The organism is Pseudomonas sp. P5_109 (genome assembly GCF_034009455.1).
Taxonomy (GTDB): Bacteria; Pseudomonadota; Gammaproteobacteria; order Pseudomonadales; family Pseudomonadaceae; genus Aquipseudomonas.
The window spans coordinates 6,802,487-6,826,747 of sequence record NZ_CP125380.1; the positions used below are offsets into that span (position 1 = coordinate 6,802,487).

Annotated in this window: 25 protein-coding genes and 1 pseudogene; 17 read left to right on the top strand and 9 right to left on the bottom strand. The window is 60.8% G+C overall.

The window, feature by feature from the left end; genetic code table 11:
- Window positions 1–11: 11 nt before the first annotated feature.
- Both QMK54_RS30430 and QMK54_RS30435 read right to left on the bottom strand, forming a co-directional pair.
- Window positions 12–1,154, bottom strand: coding sequence for an MFS transporter (locus tag QMK54_RS30430; protein WP_110663163.1), 1,143 nt, complete (start codon window positions 1,152–1,154; stop codon window positions 12–14).
- Between the two features lie 142 nt (window positions 1,155–1,296).
- A complete protein-coding gene (locus QMK54_RS30435) occupies window positions 1,297–2,790 on the bottom strand; it encodes an aldehyde dehydrogenase (RefSeq protein WP_007996504.1) in 1,494 nt (497 codons plus the stop codon).
- Between the two features lie 236 nt (window positions 2,791–3,026).
- Between QMK54_RS30435 and QMK54_RS30440 the strand changes: the two genes are divergently transcribed.
- Window positions 3,027–3,389, top strand: a complete 363-nt coding sequence (locus tag QMK54_RS30440) for a cupin domain-containing protein (protein ID WP_110660332.1) — start codon at window positions 3,027–3,029, stop codon at window positions 3,387–3,389.
- A 181-nt stretch (window positions 3,390–3,570) separates the two neighbouring features.
- Here the strand turns inward: QMK54_RS30440 and rpmG are convergent, their stop codons facing one another.
- The gene (gene rpmG / locus QMK54_RS30445) at window positions 3,571–3,726 is read right to left on the bottom strand and encodes a 50S ribosomal protein L33 (protein ID WP_003177274.1); all 156 of its coding nucleotides are present in this window, start codon (window positions 3,724–3,726) and stop codon (window positions 3,571–3,573) included.
- A gap of 11 nt (window positions 3,727–3,737) precedes the next feature.
- A complete protein-coding gene (rpmB, locus tag QMK54_RS30450; RefSeq protein WP_003177273.1) occupies window positions 3,738–3,971 on the bottom strand; it encodes a 50S ribosomal protein L28 in 234 nt (77 codons plus the stop codon).
- Between the two features lie 445 nt (window positions 3,972–4,416).
- Between rpmB and QMK54_RS30455 the strand changes: the two genes are divergently transcribed.
- Window positions 4,417–6,003, top strand: a complete 1,587-nt coding sequence (locus QMK54_RS30455; protein WP_223590430.1) for an ABC transporter substrate-binding protein — start codon at window positions 4,417–4,419, stop codon at window positions 6,001–6,003.
- A 131-nt stretch (window positions 6,004–6,134) separates the two neighbouring features.
- On the opposite strand, the gene radC is transcribed toward QMK54_RS30455, so the two are convergent.
- Window positions 6,135–6,809 carry a RadC family protein gene (gene radC / locus QMK54_RS30460; protein WP_110660334.1) on the bottom strand — a complete coding sequence of 225 codons (675 nt, stop codon included), beginning with the start codon at window positions 6,807–6,809 and terminating at the stop codon, window positions 6,135–6,137.
- A 135-nt stretch (window positions 6,810–6,944) separates the two neighbouring features.
- On the opposite strand from radC, the gene coaBC reads away from it, so the two are divergent.
- The 4 genes and pseudogenes from coaBC to argB all read left to right on the top strand — a co-directional run bounded on the left by coaBC (window position 6,945) and on the right by argB (window position 11,180).
- On the top strand, window positions 6,945–8,153 hold the full coding sequence (coaBC, locus tag QMK54_RS30465; protein WP_223590424.1) for a bifunctional phosphopantothenoylcysteine decarboxylase/phosphopantothenate--cysteine ligase CoaBC: 1,209 nt from the start codon (window positions 6,945–6,947) through the stop codon (window positions 8,151–8,153).
- A 5-nt stretch (window positions 8,154–8,158) separates the two neighbouring features.
- Window positions 8,159–8,614: a dUTP diphosphatase gene (dut, locus tag QMK54_RS30470; RefSeq protein WP_007975171.1), complete on the top strand. Its 456-nt coding sequence runs from the start codon at window positions 8,159–8,161 to the stop codon at window positions 8,612–8,614.
- A gap of 266 nt (window positions 8,615–8,880) precedes the next feature.
- Window positions 8,881–10,257: pseudogene (locus QMK54_RS30475) on the top strand (phosphomannomutase/phosphoglucomutase); the annotation flags it as partial.
- Window positions 10,258–10,274: 17 nt separating this feature from the next.
- Window positions 10,275–11,180: an acetylglutamate kinase gene (argB, locus tag QMK54_RS30480; protein WP_008047078.1), complete on the top strand. Its 906-nt coding sequence runs from the start codon at window positions 10,275–10,277 to the stop codon at window positions 11,178–11,180.
- 206 nt (window positions 11,181–11,386) lie between these two features.
- On the opposite strand, the gene pyrE is transcribed toward argB, so the two are convergent.
- Window positions 11,387–12,031 carry an orotate phosphoribosyltransferase gene (pyrE, locus tag QMK54_RS30485; RefSeq protein ID WP_011336558.1) on the bottom strand — a complete coding sequence of 215 codons (645 nt, stop codon included), beginning with the start codon at window positions 12,029–12,031 and terminating at the stop codon, window positions 11,387–11,389.
- A gap of 81 nt (window positions 12,032–12,112) precedes the next feature.
- On the opposite strand from pyrE, the gene QMK54_RS30490 reads away from it, so the two are divergent.
- Complete coding sequence (locus tag QMK54_RS30490) at window positions 12,113–12,892, top strand: exodeoxyribonuclease III (protein ID WP_003176915.1); 780 nt, start codon at window positions 12,113–12,115, stop codon at window positions 12,890–12,892.
- A gap of 164 nt (window positions 12,893–13,056) precedes the next feature.
- Here QMK54_RS30490 and QMK54_RS30495 read toward each other — a convergent pair whose 3' ends face one another.
- Together QMK54_RS30495 and rph are read right to left on the bottom strand one after the other, a co-directional pair.
- Entirely contained in the window at window positions 13,057–13,425 is a 369-nt protein-coding gene (locus QMK54_RS30495; protein WP_103395943.1) for a DUF4870 domain-containing protein, read from the bottom strand.
- 28 nt (window positions 13,426–13,453) lie between these two features.
- Window positions 13,454–14,176 (bottom strand): ribonuclease PH, encoded by a 723-nt coding sequence (gene rph, locus QMK54_RS30500; RefSeq protein WP_056726850.1) that lies wholly within the window; start codon window positions 14,174–14,176, stop codon window positions 13,454–13,456.
- Between the two features lie 268 nt (window positions 14,177–14,444).
- On the opposite strand from rph, the gene QMK54_RS30505 reads away from it, so the two are divergent.
- The 6 genes from QMK54_RS30505 to QMK54_RS30530 all read left to right on the top strand — a co-directional run bounded on the left by QMK54_RS30505 (window position 14,445) and on the right by QMK54_RS30530 (window position 19,747).
- Complete coding sequence (locus QMK54_RS30505; RefSeq protein WP_223590421.1) at window positions 14,445–15,308, top strand: YicC/YloC family endoribonuclease; 864 nt, start codon at window positions 14,445–14,447, stop codon at window positions 15,306–15,308.
- Window positions 15,309–15,320: 12 nt separating this feature from the next.
- Entirely contained in the window at window positions 15,321–15,941 is a 621-nt protein-coding gene (gmk, locus tag QMK54_RS30510) for a guanylate kinase (RefSeq protein WP_046038947.1), read from the top strand.
- A 167-nt stretch (window positions 15,942–16,108) separates the two neighbouring features.
- The gene (gene rpoZ, locus QMK54_RS30515; protein WP_007921129.1) at window positions 16,109–16,372 is read left to right on the top strand and encodes a DNA-directed RNA polymerase subunit omega; all 264 of its coding nucleotides are present in this window, start codon (window positions 16,109–16,111) and stop codon (window positions 16,370–16,372) included.
- A 57-nt stretch (window positions 16,373–16,429) separates the two neighbouring features.
- Window positions 16,430–18,535 (top strand): bifunctional GTP diphosphokinase/guanosine-3',5'-bis pyrophosphate 3'-pyrophosphohydrolase, encoded by a 2,106-nt coding sequence (gene spoT, locus QMK54_RS30520; RefSeq protein WP_110661908.1) that lies wholly within the window; start codon window positions 16,430–16,432, stop codon window positions 18,533–18,535.
- 24 nt (window positions 18,536–18,559) lie between these two features.
- Window positions 18,560–18,940 carry a RidA family protein gene (locus QMK54_RS30525; protein WP_003229509.1) on the top strand — a complete coding sequence of 127 codons (381 nt, stop codon included), beginning with the start codon at window positions 18,560–18,562 and terminating at the stop codon, window positions 18,938–18,940.
- 66 nt (window positions 18,941–19,006) lie between these two features.
- Window positions 19,007–19,747 (top strand): hypothetical protein, encoded by a 741-nt coding sequence (locus QMK54_RS30530; RefSeq protein WP_320401805.1) that lies wholly within the window; start codon window positions 19,007–19,009, stop codon window positions 19,745–19,747.
- A gap of 128 nt (window positions 19,748–19,875) precedes the next feature.
- Here the strand turns inward: QMK54_RS30530 and QMK54_RS30535 are convergent, their stop codons facing one another.
- The gene (locus QMK54_RS30535; RefSeq protein ID WP_320401806.1) at window positions 19,876–20,733 is read right to left on the bottom strand and encodes an SDR family oxidoreductase; all 858 of its coding nucleotides are present in this window, start codon (window positions 20,731–20,733) and stop codon (window positions 19,876–19,878) included.
- A 188-nt stretch (window positions 20,734–20,921) separates the two neighbouring features.
- Here QMK54_RS30535 and exbB point away from each other — a divergent pair, with 188 nt between their 5' ends.
- From exbB to QMK54_RS30555, 4 genes are all read left to right on the top strand, one after another.
- Complete coding sequence (gene exbB / locus QMK54_RS30540) at window positions 20,922–21,893, top strand: tonB-system energizer ExbB (RefSeq protein ID WP_223590415.1); 972 nt, start codon at window positions 20,922–20,924, stop codon at window positions 21,891–21,893.
- Between the two features lie 6 nt (window positions 21,894–21,899).
- Window positions 21,900–22,328 carry a TonB system transport protein ExbD gene (exbD, locus tag QMK54_RS30545; protein WP_057395886.1) on the top strand — a complete coding sequence of 143 codons (429 nt, stop codon included), beginning with the start codon at window positions 21,900–21,902 and terminating at the stop codon, window positions 22,326–22,328.
- A complete protein-coding gene (locus tag QMK54_RS30550) occupies window positions 22,325–23,074 on the top strand; it encodes a TonB family protein (protein ID WP_110656956.1) in 750 nt (249 codons plus the stop codon). Before exbD ends, QMK54_RS30550 begins: the two co-directional genes overlap by 4 nt.
- 253 nt (window positions 23,075–23,327) lie before the next feature.
- On the top strand, window positions 23,328–24,257 hold the full coding sequence (locus QMK54_RS30555; protein ID WP_008047093.1) for a hydrogen peroxide-inducible genes activator: 930 nt from the start codon (window positions 23,328–23,330) through the stop codon (window positions 24,255–24,257).
- Window positions 24,258–24,261 lie beyond the last annotated feature (4 nt).

The window sequence follows — 24,261 nt, forward strand, 5'->3', positions numbered from 1 at the left end:
CGCGCTCGTCGCTAAGCCGGCTGAGCCGTGCCAAATGCCCCTTGCCGCGACACCACGATCAACACGCCCAAGGCCCCCACCGCCATCAGCAACGGCAACGCATGGCCGCTGATCCACTGGCTGCCGGCGCCCGCAAGCAGCGGCCCGACCAGGCAACCAATCCCCCACAGCTGTGCAATATGCGCGTTGGCGCGCACCAGTGCGTCGTCGCGATAACGCTCGCCAATCAGGATCAGTGACAGGGTGAACAACCCGCCAGCACTGGCGCCGAACAACACCCACAGAGGCCAGATCAGAAGCGTGTCGATCAGCATTGGAATCGCCAGGCTCGACAGCAGCAAGACAGCCGCGCAGCCCGTAAACAACGCCCGGCGTGACAAGCGATCGGCCAACGCACCAATTGGCAATTGCAGCACCGCATCGCCAACCACCACCGTACTGACCATCGCCAGGGCGATTTCCGTGGTGAAGCCCTGGCGCAGGCAATAGACCGGCAACAGCGTCAGGATCATGGCCTCGAACGCAGCGAACAGCGACACCGCCCAGGCAATCGCGGGCAGGCCACGACAGAATTCAAGCAAATCACGCAGGGTCACACTGCTGGCCTCGCTGCTCGGCGCACCACTGCGGCCCAGCAACAAAAACGGAGCAGCCATCAGCAAACCGACGCCAACCCAAAAACCATAATCGTGCCCGGTGCCAAGGAAGCCCAGCAACACCGGCCCGGCCAGCTGACTCAGCGCGTAGCTGCTGCCATACAGCGCCACCAGCCGCCCGCGCCACTCCTCGACCACCAGTTGATTGATCCAGCTTTCACCGATGATGAATACAAGGGTAAGGATCACCCCGATCATCAGCCGCAAGACCAACCAGATCGGATAGCTCGGCAACAGCGCCAGCAAACCGATCGAAACCGCCCCGGCCCACAGACACAGGCGCATCAGATTGGCCGTGCCGAATCGCGCCGCCAGATGACTGGAAATCTTCGCCCCCAACAGGACGCCGATGGCCGGCATCGCCGCCATCACACCAATGGCAAACGAGCCGTAGCCCCAGCTTTCCAGGCGAAACGACACCAGCGGCATGCTGACACCCAGGGCCAGGCCAACACTCAAGACAGAGGCCAAAACGGCGAAATAAGTCGCCCAACGCATGTTCCACGCTCCTGTGGATAATTATTGTTTTACAGACGCCACAAAACATTGTGGGAGCGGGCCCTGTGGTGAGGGGGCCCGCTCCCACAAGGGATCTGTGTCGTTCGGGAGGCCTGCTATTCGGCAGGCCTCCTTCGCGAGCTTACAACTTGATCCAGGTCGCCTTCAGCTCGGTGTACTTGTCGAACGCGTGCAGCGACTTGTCGCGACCGTTGCCGGATTGTTTGAAGCCACCGAACGGAGCGGTCATGTCGCCGCCATCGTACTGGTTGACCCACACGCTACCGGCACGCAGTGCGCGGGCGGTGAGGTGAGCCTTGGAAATGTCGGCAGTCCACACAGCCGCGGCCAAGCCGTACGGCGTGTCGTTGGCGATCGCGATGGCTTCTTCGGCACTATCGAATGCGATGACCGACAGTACCGGGCCGAAGATTTCTTCCTGGGCGATTTTCATCGCGTTGCTCACACCGTCGAAAATCGTCGGTTCAACATAAGTGCCGCCAGTTTCCTGGAGCGTACGCTTGCCACCGGCCACCAGCTTGGCGCCATCGGCATGACCGGACTCGATGTAGGACAGCACGGTGTTCATCTGCTGGGTGTCGACCAGCGCGCCAACATTGGTCGCCGGGTCCAGCGGGTTGCCCGGCTTCCAGGTTTTCAGCGCCTCGATCACCAGCGGCAGGAATTTATCCTTGATCGAACGCTCCACCAACAGGCGCGAACCGGCGGTGCAGACTTCGCCCTGGTTGAAGGCGATGGCACCGGCAGCCGCTTCGGCAGCGTCCTGCAGGTTCGGCGCATCGGCGAACACGATGTTCGGGCTCTTGCCGCCGGCTTCGAGCCAGACACGCTTCATGTTCGACTCGCCGGAGTAGATCAGCAGCTGCTTGGCGATTTTGGTCGAACCGGTGAACACCAGGGTGTCGACGTCGTTGTGCAGGGCCAGGGCCTTGCCGACGGTGTGACCGTAACCTGGCAGCACGTTCAGCACACCTTTCGGAATGCCGGCTTCGACAGCCAGTTCAGCGATGCGGATGGCGGTCAGCGGCGATTTTTCCGACGGCTTGAGGATTACCGAGTTACCGGTGGACAGCGCAGGACCGAGTTTCCAGCACGCCATCATCAGCGGGAAGTTCCACGGCACGATGGCGCCGACCACACCAACCGGCTCACGGGTCACCAGGCCCAACTGATCGTGCGGGGTTGCAGCGACTTCGTCGTAGATCTTGTCGATGGCTTCGCCGCTCCAGCTCAAGGCTTGCGCCGCGCCGGGAACGTCGATGTACAGGGAGTCGCTGATCGGCTTGCCCATGTCCAGGGTTTCAAGCAGGGCCAGCTCTTCGGCGTGCTGTTTCAGCAGGCCGGCGAAACGGATCATGGTGGATTTGCGCTTGGTCGGCGCCAGGCGCGACCAGACACCGGAATTGAAAGTGGCGCGGGCGTTTTCCACGGCGCGCTGGGCGTCGGCGGCGTCACAGCTGGCAATCTTGCCCAGCAGACGGCCATCAACCGGGCTGATGCACTCGAAGGTCTCGCCGGAGACGGCGTCGGTGTATTCGCCATTGATATAGGCGCGGCCTTCGATTTTCAGGTCGCGGGCACGTTGTTCCCAGTCGGCACGGGTCAGGGTGGTCATGCGAGTGTCCTCCTCTTATTGAATACGACACCCGCGTTCTTCGCGGGCGCTGTCAGGAATTCTGCCCGGCCAGCCTGCTTTTCGGCCCAAGGCAACCGTCACCCTAAACCAGCCACCCCTAATGTTTCAATATATTTGACATAACGCCGGCAAACGGCCTTGCGATGTTCATTTTAATAAACATAGACTTTGGGGACATCCACCACTCGCGCCGCAATCACGGGGAGATAACAACAATGAACATCCAGAACGTCGTCGACTTCAGCCAGGCTACCACCGCCGCCGAACGCTACCGCCCAGACCCGGCCAAAGTGCTCAAGGGTGACCCGGAGCAAGCGGTCTACAACCACTACAACAGTCCTTGTGGCCAGTTGAACGCTGGCGTATGGGAAGGTGAAGTCGGGCAGTGGACGGTGAATTTCACCGAGCACGAGTACTGCGAGATCCAGCAAGGGGTTTCGGTGCTGCGTGACAACGACGGCAATGCCAAGACCCTGCGCGCAGGCGACCGCTTCGTGATCCCTGCCGGGTTCAAGGGCACCTGGGAAGTGCTGGAGACATGCCGCAAGATTTACGTGGCGTTCGAACAGAAGGCCTGAAGAACCTTGTAGCGGCGACCGACCTCTTCGCGAGCGAGCCCGCTCCCACACTTGGAATGTATCCCCCTGTGGGAGCGGGCTTGCCCGCGAAGGCGTCCTAAGAAGCCCCGCAAAACCCACAGGCAACAAAAAAGGCCCGTATCTCGCGATACGGGCCTTTTTCGTAAGAGGGAAAAATCAATTACTTGATTTTGCCTTCTTTGTAGATCACGTGCTTGCGAACAACCGGATCATATTTCTTGATCTCGATTTTGTCCGGAGTAGTACGCTTGTTCTTGTCGGTAGTGTAGAAGTGACCAGTACCGGCGCTCGAAATCAAACGAATCAATTCACGCATGATTAGCTCCCTTAAACCTTGCCATCGCGACGAAGTTCGGCCAGCACGACACTGATGCCACGCTTGTCGATGATGCGCATGCCTTTGGCAGATACGCGCAGACGCACAAAACGTTTCTCTTCTTCAACCCAGAAGCGGTGATGCTGCAGGTTCGGCAGGAAACGACGACGGGTTTTGTTGTTTGCGTGGGAAATGTTATTCCCAGTCACCGGACCCTTACCGGTAACTTGACAGACTCTAGACATGCCTCAGCCCTCTAAAACCACATGCCCAACCCGGCATGGGTTGGCCGCTTAATCTCTCAGTCATTTGGCGCCAGGCGCCGCGTTTCTTTAAGGGTCTTACCGGCTACACCTACAGTGAAGGAACCGGGCCCCTAGAAAAGAGCGCTGCTTTATACCAGAAAGACTGGAGAGCAACAACATTCGGTGTGCGTTGAATTCACAAAAACCCCGTTTTCCGGGCTCCGAGCGCCTTGGACAAAGGCTATCGTCGATGCCGACCGCTCGTCGCAGAGAATCGGTCATCGAGTCAATCCGGGGTTTTGCACAACCGCCGCACAGCAAAATCAGGCGCCTATAGTCACCTCAAAATGAAAAAGGGGATAGTCATTTGCAAAAGAGCCCACTAGGGTAAGACTTTTCCAGACTGCACTTGCAGATGGGCCTTCGATCTGTAAAGGAACCGACCATGCGCCTCGCTGCCCTACCGCTGTTGCTCGCCCCGCTCCTGCTGAGCCCACAGGCCTTTGCTGCCGCCTTGAGCGTCTGCACCGAGGCAAGCCCTGAAGGGTTCGACGTGGTGCAGTACAACTCGCTGACCACCACCAACGCTTCGGCCGATGTGCTGATGAACCGCCTGGTGGACTTCGACACGGCCAGCGGCAAGGTGGTCGCCAGCCTCGCCGACAGCTGGGAAGTCAGCCCCGACGGCCTGACTTATGTCTTCAAGTTGCACCCGCAGGTGAAATTCCATCGCACCGAGTACTTCACCCCAGCGCGGGACCTGAGCGCCGAAGACGTGATTTTCAGCTTCGACCGCATGCTCGACCCGGCCAATGCGTGGCACAAAGTCGCCCAGAGTGGCTTCCCCCATGCGCAATCGATGCAGTTGCCTGCACTGATCAAGAAGATCGACGCTCTTGACCCGCAGACCGTGCGCTTCACCCTCGACCACCCGGACTCGACCTTCCTGGCGACCCTGAGCATGGGTTTTGCCTCGATCTATTCGGCCGAATACGCCGACAAACTGATGAAGGCCGGCACGCCGGAAAAACTCAACAGCCAACCGATCGGCACGGGGCCGTTCGTGTTCACCCGCTTCCAGAAGGACGCCTCGGTTCGCTACAAAGCCAACCCCGACTACTTCGGCGGCAAACCCTCCGTAGATCCGTTGATCTTTGCCATCACGCCGGACGCCAACGTACGTTTGCAGAAGTTGCGTCGCAATGAATGCCAGATCGCCCTGTCACCCAAGCCCCTGGACGTACAGGAAGCGCTGAAAGAGCCGACCCTGAAAGTCGAAAAGACTGACGCGTTCATGACCGCATTCGTCGGCATCAACAGCCAGCATCCGCCGCTGGACAAGCCAGAAGTGCGTCAGGCCATCAATCTCGCCTTCGACAAGGCCAATTACGTCAAAGCGGTGTTCGAAGACACCGCAGAAGCGGCCAACGGTCCGTATCCGCCGAACACCTGGAGCTACGCGAAAAGCCTCCCGGGTTATCCGCATGACATCGCCAAGGCCAAGGCGCTGATGGCCAAGGCCGGGCTCAAGGACGGCTTCCAGACCACCATCTGGACCCGCCCTTCCGGCAGCCTGCTCAATCCCAACCCAAGCCTCGGCGCTCAACTGCTGCAGTCCGACCTCGCGGAAATCGGCATTCAGGCCGAAATCCGCGTGATCGAATGGGGCGAGCTGATCCGCCGCGCCAAGGCTGGTGAACACGACTTGCTGTTCATGGGCTGGGCCGGCGACAACGGTGACCCGGACAACTTCCTCACGCCGCAGTTTTCCTGCGCCGCGGTCAAGTCCGGGACCAATTTCGCCCGTTACTGCAACCAGGACCTGGACAAGCTGATCAGCGCTGGCAAGACCACCGGCGAGCAAGGTGTGCGCAGCAAGCTCTACGAGCAGGCCCAGGCGCAGATCCAGCAGCAGGCGCTGTGGCTACCGCTGGCCCACCCGACGGCCTTCGCCCTGACGCGCAAGGATGTCGAGGGGTACTCGGTCAGCCCGTTTGGCCGGCAGGATTACTCGAAGGTGAACTTCAAGTAATCCACCTCAACACAAAACCCTGTAGGAGCGAGCTTGCTCGCGATGGTCGTGAACGATAACGCGGGAAGCCAGACACCCCGCAGCGCTCTCGGGCTTATCTCGAGCAAGCTCGCTCCTACAGGGGCCATGCGCTACATCCACCCATACTCAGCCATCGACAACGGGTCGCCGTCACCGATGATGAAATGGTCGAGGATCCGCACGTCAATCAACTCCAGAGCCTTTTGCAGGCGCTTGGTCAACACCCGGTCGGACTGACTGGGGTCGGTGCTGCCCGATGGATGGTTGTGACAGAGGATCAATGCCGCTGCGTTGTTGGCCAAGGCGCGCTTGACCACCTCTCGCGGATGTACGCTGGTGTTGTCGATAGAGCCGCGAAACAGCGTCTCAAACGCCAGTACTTGGTGCCTGGAGTCGAGAAACAGGCAACCGAACACCTCGTGTGGCTCGTGGCGCAGCATCGACTTCAGGTACTCGCGAACCGCGTGAGGATTCTCCAGGGCCGATTTTTGGCGCGCACGCTCGGCCAGATGACGCCTGCTCATTTCTTGCGCAGCCTGCAAATGTGCAAATTTCGCCGGCCCAAGCCCCAACTGCTTGCTGAACGTTTCCTGATCGGCCTCAAGCAGCAAACGCAGGCTGCCAAACTGATTCAACAGGTGTCGCGCCAAATCCACAGCGCTTTTACCTACCACGCCTGTACGTAAAAAGATCGCCAGCAATTCGGCGTCCGAAAGACTTCCCGCGCCCTGTTCAAGCAACCTCTCCCGCGGCCGCTCCGCCGCCGGCCAATCGCGAATACTCATAGCACCTCCCTGTCTGTGGGCGCCGCTGTTCCGTAGCGGTCGCTGTGATATCGTAGCCCATCTTTTTTGCGGGCGAATTCATCCTGGGGAGGGGGTTTCGCCACGTATGTCACCAACGAATTGAAAGGCAGGCCTATGCAGCGGCTGTATCGGAAACGCATTGTTCTGGGCGTCGGCGGCGGTATCGCTGCCTACAAGAGCGCCGACCTGGTTCGCCGCCTGATCGATCAGGGCGCCGAAGTGCGCGTGGTCATGACCCGGGGCGGTGCAGAGTTCATCACCCCGCTGACCATGCAGGCCCTGTCCGGGCACCCAGTCCACCTGGACCTGCTGGACCCGGCGGCCGAAGCGGCCATGGGCCACATCGAACTGGCCAAATGGGCCGATCTGGTGCTGATCGCCCCCGCCACGGCGGACCTGATCGCCCGTCTGGCCCAAGGTATCGCCAACGACCTGCTGACAACCCTGGTGCTGGCCACTGACGCCGTAGTCGCCGTTGCCCCGGCCATGAACCAGGCCATGTGGCGCGACCCGGCGACCCAGGCCAACCTGCAACTCCTTGAAAGTCGCGGCCTGAAGAGCTTCGGCCCGGCCTCCGGCAGCCAGGCCTGTGGCGACGTCGGCATGGGCCGCATGCTCGAAGCCACTGACCTCGCCCAATGCGCCGCCGACTGCTTCCAGCGTCAAGCATTGACCGGCAAACACGTGCTGATCACCGCCGGCCCGACCCAGGAAAACATCGACCCGGTGCGCTACATCACCAACCACAGCTCCGGGAAAATGGGCTTTGCCCTGGCCGAAGCCGCCGTGGAAGCCGGTGCCCGCGTGACCCTGATCACCGGCCCCGTGCACCTGCCGACCCCGGATCGCGTTACCCGCATCGACGTGGTCAGCGCCCGCGACATGCTGGCCGCCTGCGAAGCGGCGATCCCTTGCGACCTGTTCATCGCCTCGGCAGCCGTCGCGGATTACCGCCCGGAAGTCGTCGCCCCACAGAAACTCAAGAAAGATCCTACGAACGGCGACGGCTTGTTGCTGCAGATGGTGCGTAACCCGGACATCCTGGCCACCATCGCCACCCGTCCCGACCGTCCGTTCAGTGTCGGTTTCGCCGCCGAGACCGAAAACCTGCTCGATTACGCTGCGCGCAAGTTGAAAGACAAGAACCTCGATTTGATCGTCGCCAACGACGTCGCCAACCCGAGCATTGGCTTCAACAGCGAAGAAAATGCCTGCAGCGTCATCGACCGTGAGCTTCACGCCACACTTTTCGCCCAGACCAGCAAGAGCAAGATTGCTCGCCAGCTGATCACTTTTATCGCCGAACGTCTGAACCAGGTTTAATTTACATGCACGCTTTGCAAGCCAAGATCCTCGACCCCCGCATCGGTACCGAATTCCCGCTGCCGCAATACGCCACACCAGGCTCCGCCGGCCTCGACCTGCGCGCCATGCTGGAACAGGACACCGTGATCAAGCCGGGTGAAACCGTGCTGATCCCCACCGGCCTGTCGGTCTATATCGGTGATCCGAACCTGGCGGCGCTGATTCTGCCGCGCTCCGGCATGGGCCATAAGCACGGCATCGTGCTGGGCAACCTGGTGGGGTTGATCGACTCCGACTACCAGGGCCCATTGATGGTCTCCTGCTGGAACCGCGGCCAGACCGAATTCACCATGCCGGTCGGTGAGCGCCTGGCGCAACTGGTGCTGGTGCCGGTGGTGCAGGCTCACTTCGAGATGGTTGAAGAGTTTGTTGAAACCGAGCGTGGCACTGGTGGCTTCGGCCATACCGGTACTCGTTGATTCGAGAGCGATGCATTGTGGTGAGCGGGGCCTGCTCTCTCACCACAAAATTCAAATTGTCATCTGCAAGGTTTAGCTCCGGAAATCAAGGCATTGCCCGGCCAAACCCTTGCCGCCGGGGGCGTCATGGCCCTTTCACACCACGAACTCTCTGTGGAAAACGCCGTCATACCCTTCAGTTTGAACCTGTTGCCGAATGAATCGGCGGCCTGTCCAGCCACTTTCGAGATGGAGCATTTCCACAGATGAACACCCCGGCCAAAATCGCACCCAAGTTCCCTGACAGTATCTTCCGCGCCTACGACATCCGCGGCACCGTCCCGGAATTCCTGAACGCTGAAACTGCTTACTGGATTGGCCGCGCTGTCGGTTCCCAAAGCCTGGCCCAGGGCGAACCGAACGTTTGCGTCGGTCGCGACGGCCGCTTGTCCGGCCCGGAACTGGTCGCGCAACTGATCAAAGGCATCGCCGACAGCGGCTGTCACGTCAGTGATGTCGGCCTGGTCCCGACGCCGGCGCTCTACTACGCCGCCAACGTACTCGCCGGCAAATCCGGCGTGATGCTCACTGGCAGCCACAACCCGTCGAACTACAACGGGTTCAAGATCGTCATTGCTGGCGACACCCTGGCCAACGAACAGATCCAGGCCCTGCACGACCGCCTCAAGACCAACGACCTGAGCAGCGGCCAGGGCAGCATCACCCAGGTCGAGATCCTCGAGCGCTACAACAACGAAATCGTCCAGGACATCAAACTGGCCCGCCGCCTGAAAGTGGTCGTCGACTGCGGCAACGGCGCGGCCGGCGTGATCGCCCCGCAATTGATCGAAGCGCTGAACTGCGAAGTCATCCCGCTGTTCTGCGAAGTGGATGGCAACTTCCCGAACCACCACCCGGACCCGGGCAAGCCTGAAAACCTCGTGGACCTGATCGCCAAGGTCAAGGAAACCAACGCAGACATCGGCCTGGCCTTCGACGGCGATGGCGACCGCGTCGGCGTGGTGACCAACACCGGCAGCATCGTTTACCCGGACCGCCTGCTGATGCTGTTCGCCCGTGACGTGGTGGCGCGCAACCCCGGCGCCGAGATCATCTTCGACGTCAAATGCACCCGCCGCCTGATTCCGCTGATCAAGGAGTACGGCGGCCGGTCGTTGATGTGGAAGACCGGTCACTCGTTGATCAAAAAGAAAATGAAACAATCCGGCGCCCTGCTGGCCGGCGAAATGAGCGGGCACATCTTCTTCAAGGAGCGCTGGTTCGGTTTCGACGATGGTATTTACAGCGCCGCGCGGTTGCTGGAAATCCTCAGCAAGGAAAAATCTTCGGCCGAAGAGCTGTTTGCGACCTTCCCGAACGATATTTCTACGCCGGAAATCAATATCCATGTGACCGAAGAGAGCAAATTCAGCATCATTGATGCATTGCACGATGCGCAGTGGGGCGCAGGCGCCGACCTGACCACCATTGACGGCGTGCGAGTCGACTACGCCAAAGGCTGGGGCCTGGTACGCGCATCCAACACCACACCGGTGCTGGTGCTGCGTTTCGAGGCCGATGACGAGGCTGAATTGCAGCGCATCAAGGACGTATTCAAAGTCCAGTTGAAGCGTGTTGCACCTGATCTCCAACTACCGTTCTGATTCACCCGGAGCCCTGAATGACCCTCGAACGCGAAGCCGCCGCCAACACCGCCAAGGTCCTGTCCGAAGCGTTGCCTTACATCCGCCGATATGTCGGCAAGACCCTGGTGATCAAATACGGCGGCAACGCGATGGAAAGCGAGGAGCTGAAAACCGGCTTCGCCCGCGACATCGTGCTGATGAAGGCCGTGGGCATCAACCCGGTGGTGGTTCACGGCGGCGGCCCGCAAATCGGTGACCTGCTCAAGCGTCTGTCGATCGAAAGCCATTTCGTCGACGGCATGCGCGTCACCGACGCCGCGACCATGGACGTGGTGGAAATGGTCCTGGGCGGCCAGGTCAACAAGGACATCGTCAACCTGATCAACCGTCATGGCGGCAGCGCCATCGGCCTGACCGGTAAAGATGCCGAGCTGATTCGTGCGAAGAAACTCACCGTTACTCGCCAGACCCCGGAGATGACCACCCCGGAAATTATCGACATCGGCCACGTGGGCGAAGTGGTCGGGATCAATACCGACCTGCTGAACCTGCTGGTCAAGGGTGATTTCATTCCGGTGATCGCGCCCATCGGCGTCGGCGCCAACGGCGAGTCGTACAACATCAACGCTGACCTGGTGGCCGGTAAAGTCGCCGAAGCGCTGAAAGCCGAGAAGCTGATGCTGTTGACCAACATTGCCGGCCTGATGGACAAGTCAGGGACGGTCCTGACCGGCCTGACGACCCAGCAGGTCGACGATCTGATCGCCGACGGCACCATCTACGGCGGCATGCTGCCGAAGATCCGTTGCGCACTGGAAGCGGTCCAGGGCGGCGTGGGCAGCTCGCTGATCATTGATGGTCGTGTACCGAATGCGATCCTGCTGGAAATCTTCACGGATACCGGCGTGGGCACCCTGATCAGCAATCGCAAGCGTCCTTAAGCGCTAGCGCATACAAAAAAGACCCCGCTCGGCCTGGCTGAGCGGGGTCTTTTTTTGCGCCGTATTCTCTATGGAAAGCTGTTTTTTTGTGGCGAGGGAGCTTGCTCCCGCTTGAGTGCGCAGTGCTCACAACATTCTTGGGTCTGCTGCGCAGCCCAGCGGGAGCAAGCTCCCTCGCCACACAAGCGCCCCACAGGGAATAGCGATTAAACGCCGAACTGGGCGCGGTACGCTTCCACGGCAGGCAGATGCTGCTTGAGCTGCGGATCGTCAGCGAGGAATTCCAGCACCTGGTTCAGCGAAACAATGCTGATGACCGGGATGCCGAAGTCACGCTCGACTTCCTGGATGGCCGACAGCTCACCGTTACCACGCTCCTGACGGTTCAGGGCGATCAGTACACCGGCGGCCTTGGCGCCGTCCTGGGAGGCGATGATCTGCATCACTTCACGAATCGCGGTGCCGGCGGTGATCACGTCGTCGATGATCAACACGTCGCCGGTCAGTGGTGCGCCGACCAGGCTGCCGCCTTCGCCATGGGCCTTGGCTTCCTTGCGATTGAAGCACCATGGCAGGTCACGGTTGTGATGCTCGGCCAGGGCCACGGCGGTGGTCGCCGCCAAAGGGATGCCCTTGTAGGCCGGGCCAAATAGCACGTCGAAAGGAATACCGCTCTCGGCAATGGCGGCGGCGTAGAAACGACCCAGCTGCGCCAGGGCCGAACCCGAGTTGAACAGGCCGGCATTGAAGAAGTAAGGACTGGTGCGCCCGGACTTCAGGGTGAACTCACCGAAGCGCAAAACGCCGCGATCGATGGCAAAACGGATGAAATCGCGCTGATACGCTTGCATGAAAAAACCCCAAATACCACGGATTTAGCTAATTAGCTTGACGCCGTGTATCATACACGCACGCGATTTTTGGGGCCATTTATGCGGATCATCAGTGTGAACGTCAATGGTATTCAGGCTGCAGTCGAGCGTGGTTTGCTCAGTTGGCTGCAGGCACAGAATGCCGACGTCATCTGCCTGCAGGACACCCGCGCCTCCGCCTTTGAACTGGACGATCCAGCCTTCCAACTGGATGGATACTTCCTTTATGCCTGCGATGCCGAAGTCCCCGCCCAAGGTGGCGTGGCTTTGTATTCGCGGCTGCAACCGAAGGCTGTCATCAGCGGTCTCGGTTTCGAGACGGCCGACCGCTACGGGCGCTACCTGCAAGCCGATTTCGACAAGGTCAGCATCGCGACCTTGCTGCTCCCTTCGGGGCAGAACGGCGATGAAGACTTGAACCAGAAGTTCAAGCTAATGGACGACTTCGCCCGTTATCTGGATAAACAGCGACGCAAGCGTCGCGAGTACATTTATTGTGGCTCGCTGTACGTGGCGCAACAGAAGCTGGATATCAAGAACTGGCGCGACAGCCAGCAATCCCCGGGCTTCCTGGCACCTGAACGTGCCTGGATGGACGAGATTGTCGGCAACATGGGTTATGTCGACGCCCTGCGGGAAGTCAGCCGTGAAGGCGACCAGTACAGCTGGTGGCCGGACAACGAACAGGCGGAGATGCTCAACCTCGGTTGGCGCTTCGACTATCAACTGCTGACCCCGGGCCTGCGCCGCTTCGTACGCAGCGCACGCCTGCCACGCCAGCCGCGGTTCTCGCAACACGCGCCGCTGATCGTGGACTACGACTGGACGCTGACCATTTAAGCGTCGTTTCGCAGACACAAAAAAGCCGACAGCAATGTCGGCTTTTTTGTGGGCGATTTGCTTTCCTGTAGGAGCGAGCTTGCTCGCGATGGTGTGTCAGTCGACATCAATGTATCTGACCGACCATCGCGAGCAAGCTCGCTCCTACAAGGGAACTTCGCTGTTTATTTGATCAATCGCCAGGTGAACGGATACCGATAAGGCTGCCCTTCATTGGCCTTCACCCCGGCAATGATCGTCAGCACCAGCGCACCGATTGCGATCAGGCCAAACAGGAAGAACCCGATAATCAACAGCATCAACAGGAAGCAGATAGCCGAGGCGATCGCGACGGTGATCTGAAAATTCAGCGCCTCCTTGCCCTGGGCATCGATGAACGGGTCCATCTCGCGCTTCATTTGCCAGAGAATCAGCGGGCCAATGATCGTGCCAAACGGAATCCAGATCCCCAGCAGGGCGGACAGGTGACAGAACATCGCCCACTGACGCACCTCTTGGCTCGGCGTGGGCAGCGGCAGTTGTTCGTCACTCATGGTGTCCTCCTTGCCTGGAGCAGTCCGGTCAGTCGGCCAATGCGGCCTTTTGCAGTTCGAAGATCTCGTTCATGCCTTTCTTCGCCAGCTCAAGCATGGCGTTCAGTTCTTCAGGCTGGAACGGCGCGCCTTCGGCAGTGCCCTGGACTTCGATGAAGCCACCAGCGCTGGTCATCACCACGTTCAGGTCGGTCTCGGCGGCCGAGTCTTCCAGGTAGTCGAGGTCGAGCACAGGCTCCCCCTTGTACATGCCCACGGAAACCGCAGCGATCATCTGCTTGATCGGGTCGCCGCCCTTCAGGCCGCCACGCTTCTTGATGACTTTCAAGGCATCGATCAGCGCAACCATGGAGCCGGTGATCGACGCCGTGCGGGTGCCACCGTCAGCCTGGATCACGTCGCAGTCGACGTACAGGGTAACGTCGCCCAGCTTGGACATGTCCAGCGCAGCGCGCAGGGAGCGACCGATCAGGCGCTGGATTTCCAGGGTGCGGCCGCCTTGCTTGCCACGACTGGCTTCACGCTGGTTACGCTCGCCGGTAGCGCGCGGCAGCATGCCGTACTCGGCCGTCAACCAACCCTGGCCCTGGCCCTTCAGGAAACGCGGTACGCCCGGTTCAACGCTGACGGTGCAGATGACCTTGGTATCACCAAACTCGACCAGCACAGAACCCTCGGCGTGTTTGGTGTAGTTGCGGGTGATGCGGATCGAGCGGAGCTGATCGGCAGCGCGACCACTTGGACGTATCATAGGGAGTACCTGTACTGGGGACGGAAAACTGCGGAGCATTATAGAGCCGACGGCCGTCACTGGGCACTTCTAAAAAATTCCGCCGACGACCGAAGGCTCTGCACCGCACGCCAGCGCGGGCTTGCCGCTCTTTGTCACACCGTGTGTTTGGGCGCACCCGCGCCACTGCGCTACAATCCTGCGCCTTTGCTGCCAGTCGGCTTTAATTCATTGATATCGGATTCCCGGAACCACGGTTCTGTGCCGATCTGCCTTGCGAGGTACCGCCATGGTGCACAGCATGACCGCCTTCGCCCGCGTCGAAAACGCCGGCGTCCAGGGCACCCTGAGCTGGGAACTGCGCTCGGTCAACAGCCGCTACCTGGAACCCCACTTGCGCCTGCCGGAGTCCTTTCGCGACCTCGAGGGGGCTGTTCGTGAAGCCCTGCGCCAGGGCGTATCGCGGGGCAAGCTCGAATGCACCCTGCGTTTCACCGAAGAAAACACCGGCAAGGCGCTGCAAATCGATCAGGAGCGCGCCGCGCAACTGGTCGCCGCCGCCGAGACCATCGCCAGCCTGATCAAAAGCCCGGCAGCGCTGAACCCTCTGGAAGTCCTGGCCTGGCCCGGCGTACTGGTAGGCGACGCCAGCGACCCGCAAGCCTTGAACGCCGAAGCGCTGGCACTGTTCAATCAAGGCCTCAAAGAGCTGAAGGCCGGCCGCGAGCGCGAAGGCGCAGAGCTGGCGCGGCTGATCAACGAGCGCCTGAGCTCCATCGAAGAGGACGTGGTGACCCTGCGCGAACTGGTCCCGCAGATGCTCGCCACCCAGCGCCAGAAAGTCCTCGACCGTTTCGCCGACATGAAGGCCGAGATGGACCCGCAGCGCCTGGAGCAGGAAATGGTCATGCTCGCGCAAAAAAGCGACGTCGCCGAAGAACTGGATCGCCTGAGCACTCACATCATCGAAGTTCGCCGGGTGCTCAAATCCGGCGGCGCTGCCGGTCGGCGTCTGGACTTCCTGATGCAGGAACTCAACCGCGAAGCCAATACACTGGGCTCCAAAGCCTTCGACCCGCGCAGCACCCAGGCTGCGGTCAACCTCAAGGTGTTGATCGAGCAGATGCGCGAACAAGTGCAGAATATTGAGTAAGGCAACCCCGACATGACCCACAGCACTGGCACCCTGTACATCATTTCCGCCCCTTCGGGCGCGGGCAAGAGCAGCCTGGTCAAGGCCCTGACCGACGCCAATCCGGAGATCCGCGTCTCGGTCTCCCACACCACCCGCGCCATGCGCCCCGGTGAAGTGAATGGCGTGAACTATCACTTCGTCGACCGCAGCGAGTTCGTGAAGATGATCGAGCACGGGGACTTCCTCGAGCGCGCCGAAGTGTTCGGCAACCTCTACGGCACCTCGCAAAGCCACCTGCAGCAGACCCTGGACGAAGGCCACGACCTTATTCTGGAAATCGACTGGCAAGGCGCCGAGCAAGTACGCAAGCTCATGCCCCAGGCCCGCTCGATCTTCATTCTGCCGCCGTCATTGCAGGCCCTGCACCAGCGCCTGACCAACCGCGGCCAGGACAGTGACGAAGTCATTGACGGCCGGATGCGCGAAGCCGTCAGCGAAATGAGCCACTACGTCGACTACGACTACCTGATCATCAACGACGATTTCGCCCACGCGCTGCACGATCTGAAGGCGATTTTCCGCGCCAATCAGCTGATCCAGAAGCGTCAGCAGCAGCGTCACGGCAAATTGCTGGCTGAATTGCTCGGTTAATCAGCTCTTCCCAAAACAGCTGCAAGGGCTTTACATTGGCACTTGCAGCGCGTTGAAGGGCTTGGTCAAAAAATCAGCGCTTCCCTAATCGCTGGTGATTTTTTAAACTGTTGAGTCCGCTCGCCCATCCGGGCAGCGCGCATATTGCATTTGCTACGAGGAAGACCATGGCCCGCGTAACCGTTGAAGACTGCCTAGAACACGTGGATAACCGCTTTGAGCTGGTCATGCTCTCTACCAAGCGTGCCCGTCAACTGGCCACCGGCGGCAAAGAGCCGAAAGTAGCATGGGAAAACGACAAGCCTACCGTTGTCGCCCTGCGCGAAATCGCTGAAGGCCTGATCGACTACGCAGCTATCGCCGAAGCCGAAATCGTTGAAGATGAACCGCTTTTTGCTGCTTTCGAGGACGAGTCCAACGAGGCCGTCTAAGCCTATGCCTGGTCGACGTAGCACGGCGCGGGATAAAAGCTTACGGCAGGAGACATCATGCCGAGCATAGACGCCCTCGCCGATCGCTTATCGACCTACCTCGGCAATGACCAGGTCAACCTGGTCCGCCGAGCGTATTTCTACGCCGAACAAGCGCACGACGGCCAACGCCGCCGTAGCGGTGAGGCGTACGTCACGCATCCTCTTGCCGTGGCCAATATTCTTGCCGACATGCATATGGACCATCAGAGCCTGATGGCGGCCATGCTGCATGACGTGATCGAAGACACCGGGATTGCCAAGGAAGCGCTGCAAGCGCAGTTCGGCGAAACCGTGGCCGAACTGGTCGACGGGGTCAGCAAACTGACCCAGATGAACTTCGAGACCAAGGCCGAAGCCCAGGCCGAAAACTTCCAGAAAATGGCCATGGCCATGGCCCGCGACATTCGCGTGATCCTGGTCAAGCTGGCCGACCGCCTGCACAACATGCGCACGCTGGAAGTGCTGTCCGGCGAAAAACGCCGCCGCATCGCCAAAGAAACCCTGGAAATCTATGCGCCCATCGCCAACCGGCTGGGCATGCACGCCATCCGCATAGAGTTCGAAGACCTCGGCTTCAAGGCCATGCACCCGATGCGTTCCGCGCGGATCTACCAGGCGGTCAAACGCGCCCGGGGCAACCGCAAGGAAATCGTCAACAAGATCGAAGAGTCCTTGAGCCACTGCCTGGCCATCGACGGCATCCAGGGCGAGGTCAGCGGTCGCCAGAAACACCTCTACGGCATCTACAAGAAAATGCGCGGCAAGCGCCGGGCCTTCAACGAAATCATGGACGTCTATGCGTTCCGGATCATCGTCGACAAGGTCGATACCTGCTACCGCGTACTCGGTGCTGTACATAACTTATATAAACCACTGCCAGGGCGCTTCAAGGATTACATCGCGATCCCCAAGGCCAACGGCTATCAGTCGCTGCACACCACGCTGTTCGGCATGCATGGCGTTCCGATCGAAATCCAGATCCGCACCCGTGAAATGGAAGAGATGGCCAACAACGGCATCGCCGCCCATTGGCTGTACAAATCCAGCGGCGACGAGCAGCCGAAAGGCACTCACGCCCGCGCCCGCCAGTGGGTCAAGGGCGTGCTGGAAATGCAGCAACGCGCCGGCAACTCGCTGGAATTCATCGAGAGCGTGAAGATCGACCTGTTCCCGGACGAGGTCTATGTGTTCACGCCAAAAGGCCGGATCATGGAGCTGCCCAAGGGCTCCACGGCGGTCGATTTCGCCTACGCGGTGCACACCGACGTCGGCAACAGCTGCATCGCCTGCCGGATCAATCGTCGTCTCGCACCGCTGTCCGAACCGCTGCAGAGCGGCTCCACGGTCGAGATCGTCAGCGCCCCCGGCGCGCGGCCGAACCCGGCCTGGCTCAACTTCGTGGTCACCGGCAAGGCACGTACGCACATCCGCCATGCGCTGAAACTGCAACGCCGCTCCGAGTCCATCAACCTCGGCGAACGCCTGCTGAACAAGGTTCTCAACGGTTTCGACAGCGCGCTGGAGAAAATCCCGGCCGAGCGCGTCAAGGCGATGCTCGTCGAGTACCGCCTCGAACTGATCGAAGATTTGCTCGAAGACATCGGCCTGGGCAATCGCATGGCCTACGTGGTGGCTCGCCGACTGCTCGGCGAAGGCGAACAACTGCCGAGCCCGGAAGGCCCGCTGGCGATTCGCGGTACCGAAGGCCTGGTGCTCAGCTATGCCAAGTGCTGCACGCCGATCCCGGGCGACCCGATTGTCGGCCACTTGTCCGCGGGCAAAGGCATGGTCGTGCACCTGGACAACTGCCGCAACATCAGCGAAATCCGTCACAACCCGGAAAAATGCATCCAGCTCTCGTGGGCCAAGGATGTCACCGGCGAATTCAACGTCGAGCTGCGCGTCGAGCTGGAACACCAGCGCGGCCTGATCGCCCTGCTGGCCAGCAGCGTCAACGCCGCCGACGGCAACATCGAGAAAATCAGCATGGACGAACGCGATGGTCGCATCAGCGTGGTCCAGTTGGTGGTCAGCGTGCACGATCGCGTGCACCTGGCCCGCGTGATCAAGAAACTGCGCGCCCTGACCGGGGTGACTCGCATCACCCGCATGCGCGCCTAATCCCGACCTTACAAGGAGTCCTACATGACCAAGACTGTTATCACCAGCGACAAGGCCCCGGCCGCCATCGGTACTTACTCCCAGGCGATCAAGGCTGGCAACACCGTTTACATGTCGGGTCAGATTCCCCTGGACCCAAAAACCATGGAACTGGTTGAAGGCTTCGAAGCCCAGACCGTCCAGGTGTTCGAGAACCTCAAGGCCGTGGCTGAAGCCGCCGGCGGTTCGTTCAAGGACATCGTCAAGCTGAACATCTTCCTCACCGACCTGAGCCACTTCGCCAAGGTCAACGAGATCATGGGCAAGTACTTCGACCAGCCTTACCCTGCCCGCGCCGCCATCGGCGTAGCAGCCCTGCCTAAGGGTTCGCAGGTTGAAATGGATGCCATCCTGGTCATCGAGTAATGCGTACGGCGCAGCCCGGGGCTGCGCCGACTGCTCTGCTGTAAAGAAGCTTGAAAGGATTCCACCATGCGCAACGCGCTTGCTCTCTCGCTGCTCGCCCTGCTCCTGGGCGGATGTGCCAGCAACCCTGCGGACCGTGATATCAGCGGCACCTGGATCAACCAGGTGGCGATCGATGCTGCCGCCAAGGGCGTCCCCCTGCGCGAAGCGCTCCAGGCCTATGGCCCGAACCTGGAATGGGACATCAACACCAAGGCCGGTCAGGCCCGCTACACCAACGGGTTTGAAAACGTCGACGGCAAGCTTTCGGGTGAAGAATCCGGCGCCTGGAAAGTCGACTTTTATGGCAGCTCGGCCAGCGAGCTCAAGCGTGACGGCAAGCAATTGAGCCAGGCCGCCAGCGACAACGAGCCCGAACAGGTCTTCGACCGCACTCAGATCCCGGCGCCCGAGGGCGCTCCGATCGGTGCCAGTTTCGAACGCGCACTGTATTCAGCCTACCTGGGCGGCGGCTGGACTATCGCCAGCGGCCCCGGCGAAGGCAGCACGGTTCAATTCCAGGCCGACGGCCAGGTGACCGGCTTGCCGGGTAGCGATCGCTATGCGCTGTGCCTGGCAGGCGATTGCGCATCCATGAGTGGCGGCAATGACAACATGTGGCTGCAACTCAATGGCCAGGGCAACGCCTGGATCTTTGCGCGCAAGGGCAAGGAGCTGGAGATTTTCCAGGCCGTGAACACGGCACAGGCAGACGAGATGCCCTCGTTCATCCCGGGTGAGCGCAAGTGGTTGCTTGAGAAGCAGTAAGCAACGCACAACCTCCTGTGGGAGCGGGCTTGCTCGCGAAAGCGGTGTAACAGCCAACAGAGATGTTGAATGTTGCGCCCCCTTCGCGAGCAAGCCCGCTCCCACAGTTGCTTCCGAGTGCCTGAACGTCAGCAGCGCCCCTCAAGAATCGCCGCATACCCCTCGCGAAAACTCGGGTACTTCGGCGTCCAGCCCAAGGCCTTCGCCCGCGCATTGCTGCAACGCTTGCTACCCGTACGACGCACAGTGGCTTCGTCGTCCCATTCGGTCACACCCAGATACCCGCGCAACCAGCCCACCACATCCGCCAGCGCTGCCGGCTCGTCATCGACGCCGATGTAGACATCATCCATCGCCACGCCACGTCGATCCGCCTCAAGCAGGCAAGCCATCAACCCTGCGGCATCGTCCGCATGAATCCGGTTGGCATACAACGGTGGCTCGACCGCTACGCGATAACCCCGGCGCACCTGGGTCAGGAGCCATTCGCGGCCGGGGCCGTAAATGCCGGTCAAACGCACAACACTGGCCGGGATACCGCTCTTGAGCGCGAGTTGCTCGGCTTCGAGCATCACACGTCCGGAATAACCCCCCGCCACCGCCGGCGAAGCTTCGTCGACCCATTCGCCTTCCTGCTGCCCATAAACACTGCTGCTGGACACGAATAGCAGGCGATTGGGCACCTGCCCGTAGTCGTTCAGCCACTCCAGCACATGCTCCAGTCCCTGGACATAGGCAGCCTGGTAACCGGCCTCGTCGTGATCGGTGGCCGCCGCGCAATACACCAGGTAATCCACGGCGCCGATCGGCCAGGTGGCCGGGCAGTCCTTGTTGAACAAATCACCGGCAACGCCGATGACGCCCTCGGGCAGGCGTGAAACATCGCGTCGCAGACCATGAACCTCCCACCCTGCCGCCAGCAGTTGTGTGGCCAGGCGGCTGCCGACATCACCGCAGCCGGCGATCAAAACAGTAGGCGCAGACATCAGAAAACTCCCATCGCAAAGGCAGAGACTAGCGCCGGCAATAGACAGGCGGCTAGCAATGCAGGAAAAAAAGAGACTCTATTACTTCTGTTAACAAGAATTACTTGCAATAATACGCGCCACTTTTGTTCTCGGCCCTTCGAGGCCTGGAAGAACATCACCCGTTTATTCTCTCAGGTCCGGCCAGCATGACACGCAATCATTTCCCCGCTTCGCCAACCAAACGACCTCGCGCCTGGAGCGCAGTGGCCGCCCTGCTCCTCAGCCTGATGCTCGCGCCAGTCGCCGCTTTCGCCGACGCCCAGGCGCCAGCGACTCCAGCCGCCGCAGCACCTGCCCCGGCCGACCACGCCGCCCCGGCCGTTGCTCCGGCCGCGACCGACCCTGCCCAGGCAGCACCGGCAGAAACCCTGGGTGAAGACGTTCCTGAAGTCCTCGAAGCCGACAACACCCTGGGCATGGCCCATGACCTGTCGCCGTGGGGCATGTACCAGAATGCCGATATCATCGTGAAAATCGTGATGATCGGCCTGGCCATCGCCTCAATCATCACCTGGACCATCTGGATCGCCAAGGGCCTTGAGCTGATGGGCGCCAAGCGTCGCCTGCGTGGTGAAATCGCCCAACTGAAAAAATCCGCTTCCCTTAAGGAAGCCAGCGCCACGGCGGCGAAGGAAGGCACCCTCGCCAACCTGCTGGTACACGACGCTCTCGAAGAGATGCGCCTGTCGGTTAACAGCCGCGAGAAAGAAGGCATCAAGGAACGCGTCAGCTTCCGTCTGGAGCGCTTGGTCGCCGCTTGTGGCCGCAACATGAGCAGTGGCACCGGCGTGCTGGCTACCATCGGTTCCACCGCGCCGTTCGTCGGCCTGTTCGGCACCGTGTGGGGCATCATGAACAGCTTCATCGGCATCGCCAAAACCCAGACCACCAACCTCGCCGTCGTCGCTCCCGGCATCGCCGAAGCCCTGCTGGCCACCGCTCTGGGCCTGGTTGCCGCGATTCCTGCGGTCGTGATCTACAACGTCTTCGCCCGCTCCATCGCCGGTTACAAAGCCCAGGTGTCCGACGCGTCGGCACAGGTCCTGCTGCTGGTCAGCCGCGACCTCGACCACCAGCCTGAGCGCAGCTCGCAACCGCACATGGTGAAAGTGGGGTAATCGGCCATGGGCCTGCATTTGAAAGAAGGCGCAGACGACGATCTGGCCGAGAACCACGAAATCAACGTCACGCCGTTCATCGACGTGATGCTGGTGCTGTTGATCATCTTCATGGTGGCCGCTCCGCTGGCCACCGTGGACATCAAGGTCGACCTGCCTGCCTCGACCGCCAAACCGGCGCCGCGGCCAGAGAAACCGGTGTTCCTCAGCGTCAAGGCTGACCAGCGCCTGTTCCTCGGCGAAGACGAAGTGAAGGCTGAAGCACTTGGCGCCACGCTCGACGCCAGGACCCAGGGCAAGAAAGACACGACGATCTTCTTCCAGGCCGACAAAGGTGTGGATTACGGTGACCTGATGAGCGTGATGGATAACCTGCGCTCTGCCGGCTACCTGAAAGTGGGTCTGGTCGGTCTCGAGTCGGCAGTCAAGAAATGATCACGACGCGCCATAAGCTGACGCGTTACAGCGGTAGCCTGGCCGTGGTGCTGGGCGTTCACGCGCTGGCCATTGCGCTGGCGCTGAACTGGTCCGCCCGTCCACCCATCGAATTGCCTCCCCAGGCAATGCTGGTCGAACTGGCACCGGTTCCAGCCCCGCCACCGCCTGCTCCGCCGAAGGTCGTCACCCCGCCGCAGCCACCGGCCCCGGTTGAAGAACTGCCGATACCCAAGCTCGCTGAAGCGCCGAAAGCTGAAATTGCCGTGCCAAAGCCGGTCAAACCCAAGCCGAAGCCGCAGCCGCCCAAACCGGTAGAGAAGAAACCTGATCCGCCGAAGGAAAAACCGGCCGAAGAGAAACCTGCCGAAACGCAGCAGACTCAGGCGCCAACGCAGAAATCCGCCCAGCCTGCGCCCGGCCCTTCGCCAGCTCAACTGGCGGCCAAGGCCAGCTGGCAAGGCACGTTGCTGGCGCACCTGCAGAAGTACAAAAAGTACCCGGCCAGTGCACAGGCGCGGGGCAAGGAAGGCATGAACCGTCTGCGTTTCGTCGTGGACGCCGAAGGCAATGTGCTGTCGTTTGAGCTGGTAGGCGCCTCGGGTACTGCCGATCTGGACCGGGCCACCCTGGAAATGATCCGCCGCGCCCAACCGCTGCCCAAGCCACCGGCCGACATGCTGACCAATGGCTCCATCGAAATCGTTGCACCGTTTGTGTATTCGCTGGAAAAGCGCAGACGCTAAAAATGTGGGAGCGGGCTTGCTCGCGAAGACGGTAAATCATTCGACATTGATGTTGCCTGAAGCACCGCTTTCGCGAGCAAGCCCGCTCCCACAGGGTTGTGCGCCAAGCCAAAAAGGCACCGAAAGGTGCCTTTTGCTTATCTACCAGCGGCAAACCGGCATTGCCCGGTGTCACTCGACGTACCCAGTCTGATAACGTGCGTCTATCGATTGCAGCCGGTATGCTTGGCCCGCAACTTCATGGACGCTTGCTATGACCCTCACAGAATTACGCTACATCGTTACCCTCGCCCAAGAGCAGCACTTCGGCCATGCGGCCGAGCGTTGCCACGTCAGTCAGCCGACCCTGTCGGTGGGCGTGAAAAAGCTTGAAGACGAACTCGGTGTGCTGATTTTCGAGCGCAGCAAAAGCGCCGTGCGCCTGACTCCGGTCGGCGAAGGCATCGTCGCCCAGGCGCAAAAGGTATTGGAACAAGCCCAGGGCATCCGCGAACTGGCCCAGGCCGGCAAGAACCAGCTGACCGCCCCGCTGAAAGTCGGCGCAATCTACACCGTCGGACCCTACCTGTTCCCGCACCTGATCCCACAACTGCACCGGGTCGCCCCGCAGATGCCGTTGTACATCGAAGAAAACTTCACCCACGTGCTGCGCGACAAACTGCGCAACGGCGAACTCGACGCGATCATCATCGCCCTGCCGTTCAATGAAGCCGACGTGCTGACCCTGCAACTCTACGACGAGCCGTTCTACGTGCTGATGCCGGCCCAGCACCCGTGGACACAAAAAGAGTCCATCGACGCCAGCCTGCTCAACGACAAGAGCCTGCTGCTGCTCGGCGAAGGCCACTGCTTTCGCGACCAGGTACTGGAGGCCTGCCCGACCCTGACCAAAGGCAACGATGGTGCCAAGCACACCACGGTGGAATCCAGCTCCCTGGAAACCATCCGCCACATGGTCGCCTCTGGTCTGGGTATTTCTATCCTGCCGTTGTCGGCGGTCGACAGCCATCACTACGCTCCCGGCGTAATCGAAGTGCGCCCACTCTCGGCTCCGGTGCCTTTCCGCACCGTGGCCATTGCCTGGCGCGCCAGCTTCCCGCGCCCGAAAGCGATTGAAATCCTCGCTGACTCCATTCGTCTTTGCTCGGTGGCCAAGCCAGCGGCGCAAGTCGCTGCGGGCTAAGCAA

Coding starts and splice junctions, on each gene's coding strand:
- QMK54_RS30430 (WP_110663163.1), bottom strand. CDS start 1,154: ATGCGTTGGGCGACTTATTTCGCCGTTTTGGCCTCTGTCTTGAGTGTT.
- QMK54_RS30505 (WP_223590421.1), top strand. CDS start 14,445: ATGGTGCACAGCATGACCGCCTTCGCCCGCGTCGAAAACGCCGGCGTC.
- rpoZ (WP_007921129.1), top strand. CDS start 16,109: ATGGCCCGCGTAACCGTTGAAGACTGCCTAGAACACGTGGATAACCGC.
- QMK54_RS30455 (WP_223590430.1), top strand. CDS start 4,417: ATGCGCCTCGCTGCCCTACCGCTGTTGCTCGCCCCGCTCCTGCTGAGC.
- pyrE (WP_011336558.1), bottom strand. CDS start 12,031: ATGCAAGCGTATCAGCGCGATTTCATCCGTTTTGCCATCGATCGCGGC.
- coaBC (WP_223590424.1), top strand. CDS start 6,945: ATGCAGCGGCTGTATCGGAAACGCATTGTTCTGGGCGTCGGCGGCGGT.
- spoT (WP_110661908.1), top strand. CDS start 16,430: ATGCCGAGCATAGACGCCCTCGCCGATCGCTTATCGACCTACCTCGGC.
- QMK54_RS30535 (WP_320401806.1), bottom strand. CDS start 20,733: ATGTCTGCGCCTACTGTTTTGATCGCCGGCTGCGGTGATGTCGGCAGC.
- QMK54_RS30490 (WP_003176915.1), top strand. CDS start 12,113: ATGCGGATCATCAGTGTGAACGTCAATGGTATTCAGGCTGCAGTCGAG.
- QMK54_RS30440 (WP_110660332.1), top strand. CDS start 3,027: ATGAACATCCAGAACGTCGTCGACTTCAGCCAGGCTACCACCGCCGCC.
- radC (WP_110660334.1), bottom strand. CDS start 6,809: ATGAGTATTCGCGATTGGCCGGCGGCGGAGCGGCCGCGGGAGAGGTTG.
- QMK54_RS30550 (WP_110656956.1), top strand. CDS start 22,325: ATGATCACGACGCGCCATAAGCTGACGCGTTACAGCGGTAGCCTGGCC.
- rpmB (WP_003177273.1), bottom strand. CDS start 3,971: ATGTCTAGAGTCTGTCAAGTTACCGGTAAGGGTCCGGTGACTGGGAAT.
- QMK54_RS30435 (WP_007996504.1), bottom strand. CDS start 2,790: ATGACCACCCTGACCCGTGCCGACTGGGAACAACGTGCCCGCGACCTG.
- dut (WP_007975171.1), top strand. CDS start 8,159: ATGCACGCTTTGCAAGCCAAGATCCTCGACCCCCGCATCGGTACCGAA.
- argB (WP_008047078.1), top strand. CDS start 10,275: ATGACCCTCGAACGCGAAGCCGCCGCCAACACCGCCAAGGTCCTGTCC.
- QMK54_RS30530 (WP_320401805.1), top strand. CDS start 19,007: ATGCGCAACGCGCTTGCTCTCTCGCTGCTCGCCCTGCTCCTGGGCGGA.
- rph (WP_056726850.1), bottom strand. CDS start 14,176: ATGATACGTCCAAGTGGTCGCGCTGCCGATCAGCTCCGCTCGATCCGC.
- QMK54_RS30495 (WP_103395943.1), bottom strand. CDS start 13,425: ATGAGTGACGAACAACTGCCGCTGCCCACGCCGAGCCAAGAGGTGCGT.
- gmk (WP_046038947.1), top strand. CDS start 15,321: ATGACCCACAGCACTGGCACCCTGTACATCATTTCCGCCCCTTCGGGC.
- rpmG (WP_003177274.1), bottom strand. CDS start 3,726: ATGCGTGAATTGATTCGTTTGATTTCGAGCGCCGGTACTGGTCACTTC.
- QMK54_RS30525 (WP_003229509.1), top strand. CDS start 18,560: ATGACCAAGACTGTTATCACCAGCGACAAGGCCCCGGCCGCCATCGGT.
- QMK54_RS30555 (WP_008047093.1), top strand. CDS start 23,328: ATGACCCTCACAGAATTACGCTACATCGTTACCCTCGCCCAAGAGCAG.
- exbB (WP_223590415.1), top strand. CDS start 20,922: ATGACACGCAATCATTTCCCCGCTTCGCCAACCAAACGACCTCGCGCC.
- exbD (WP_057395886.1), top strand. CDS start 21,900: ATGGGCCTGCATTTGAAAGAAGGCGCAGACGACGATCTGGCCGAGAAC.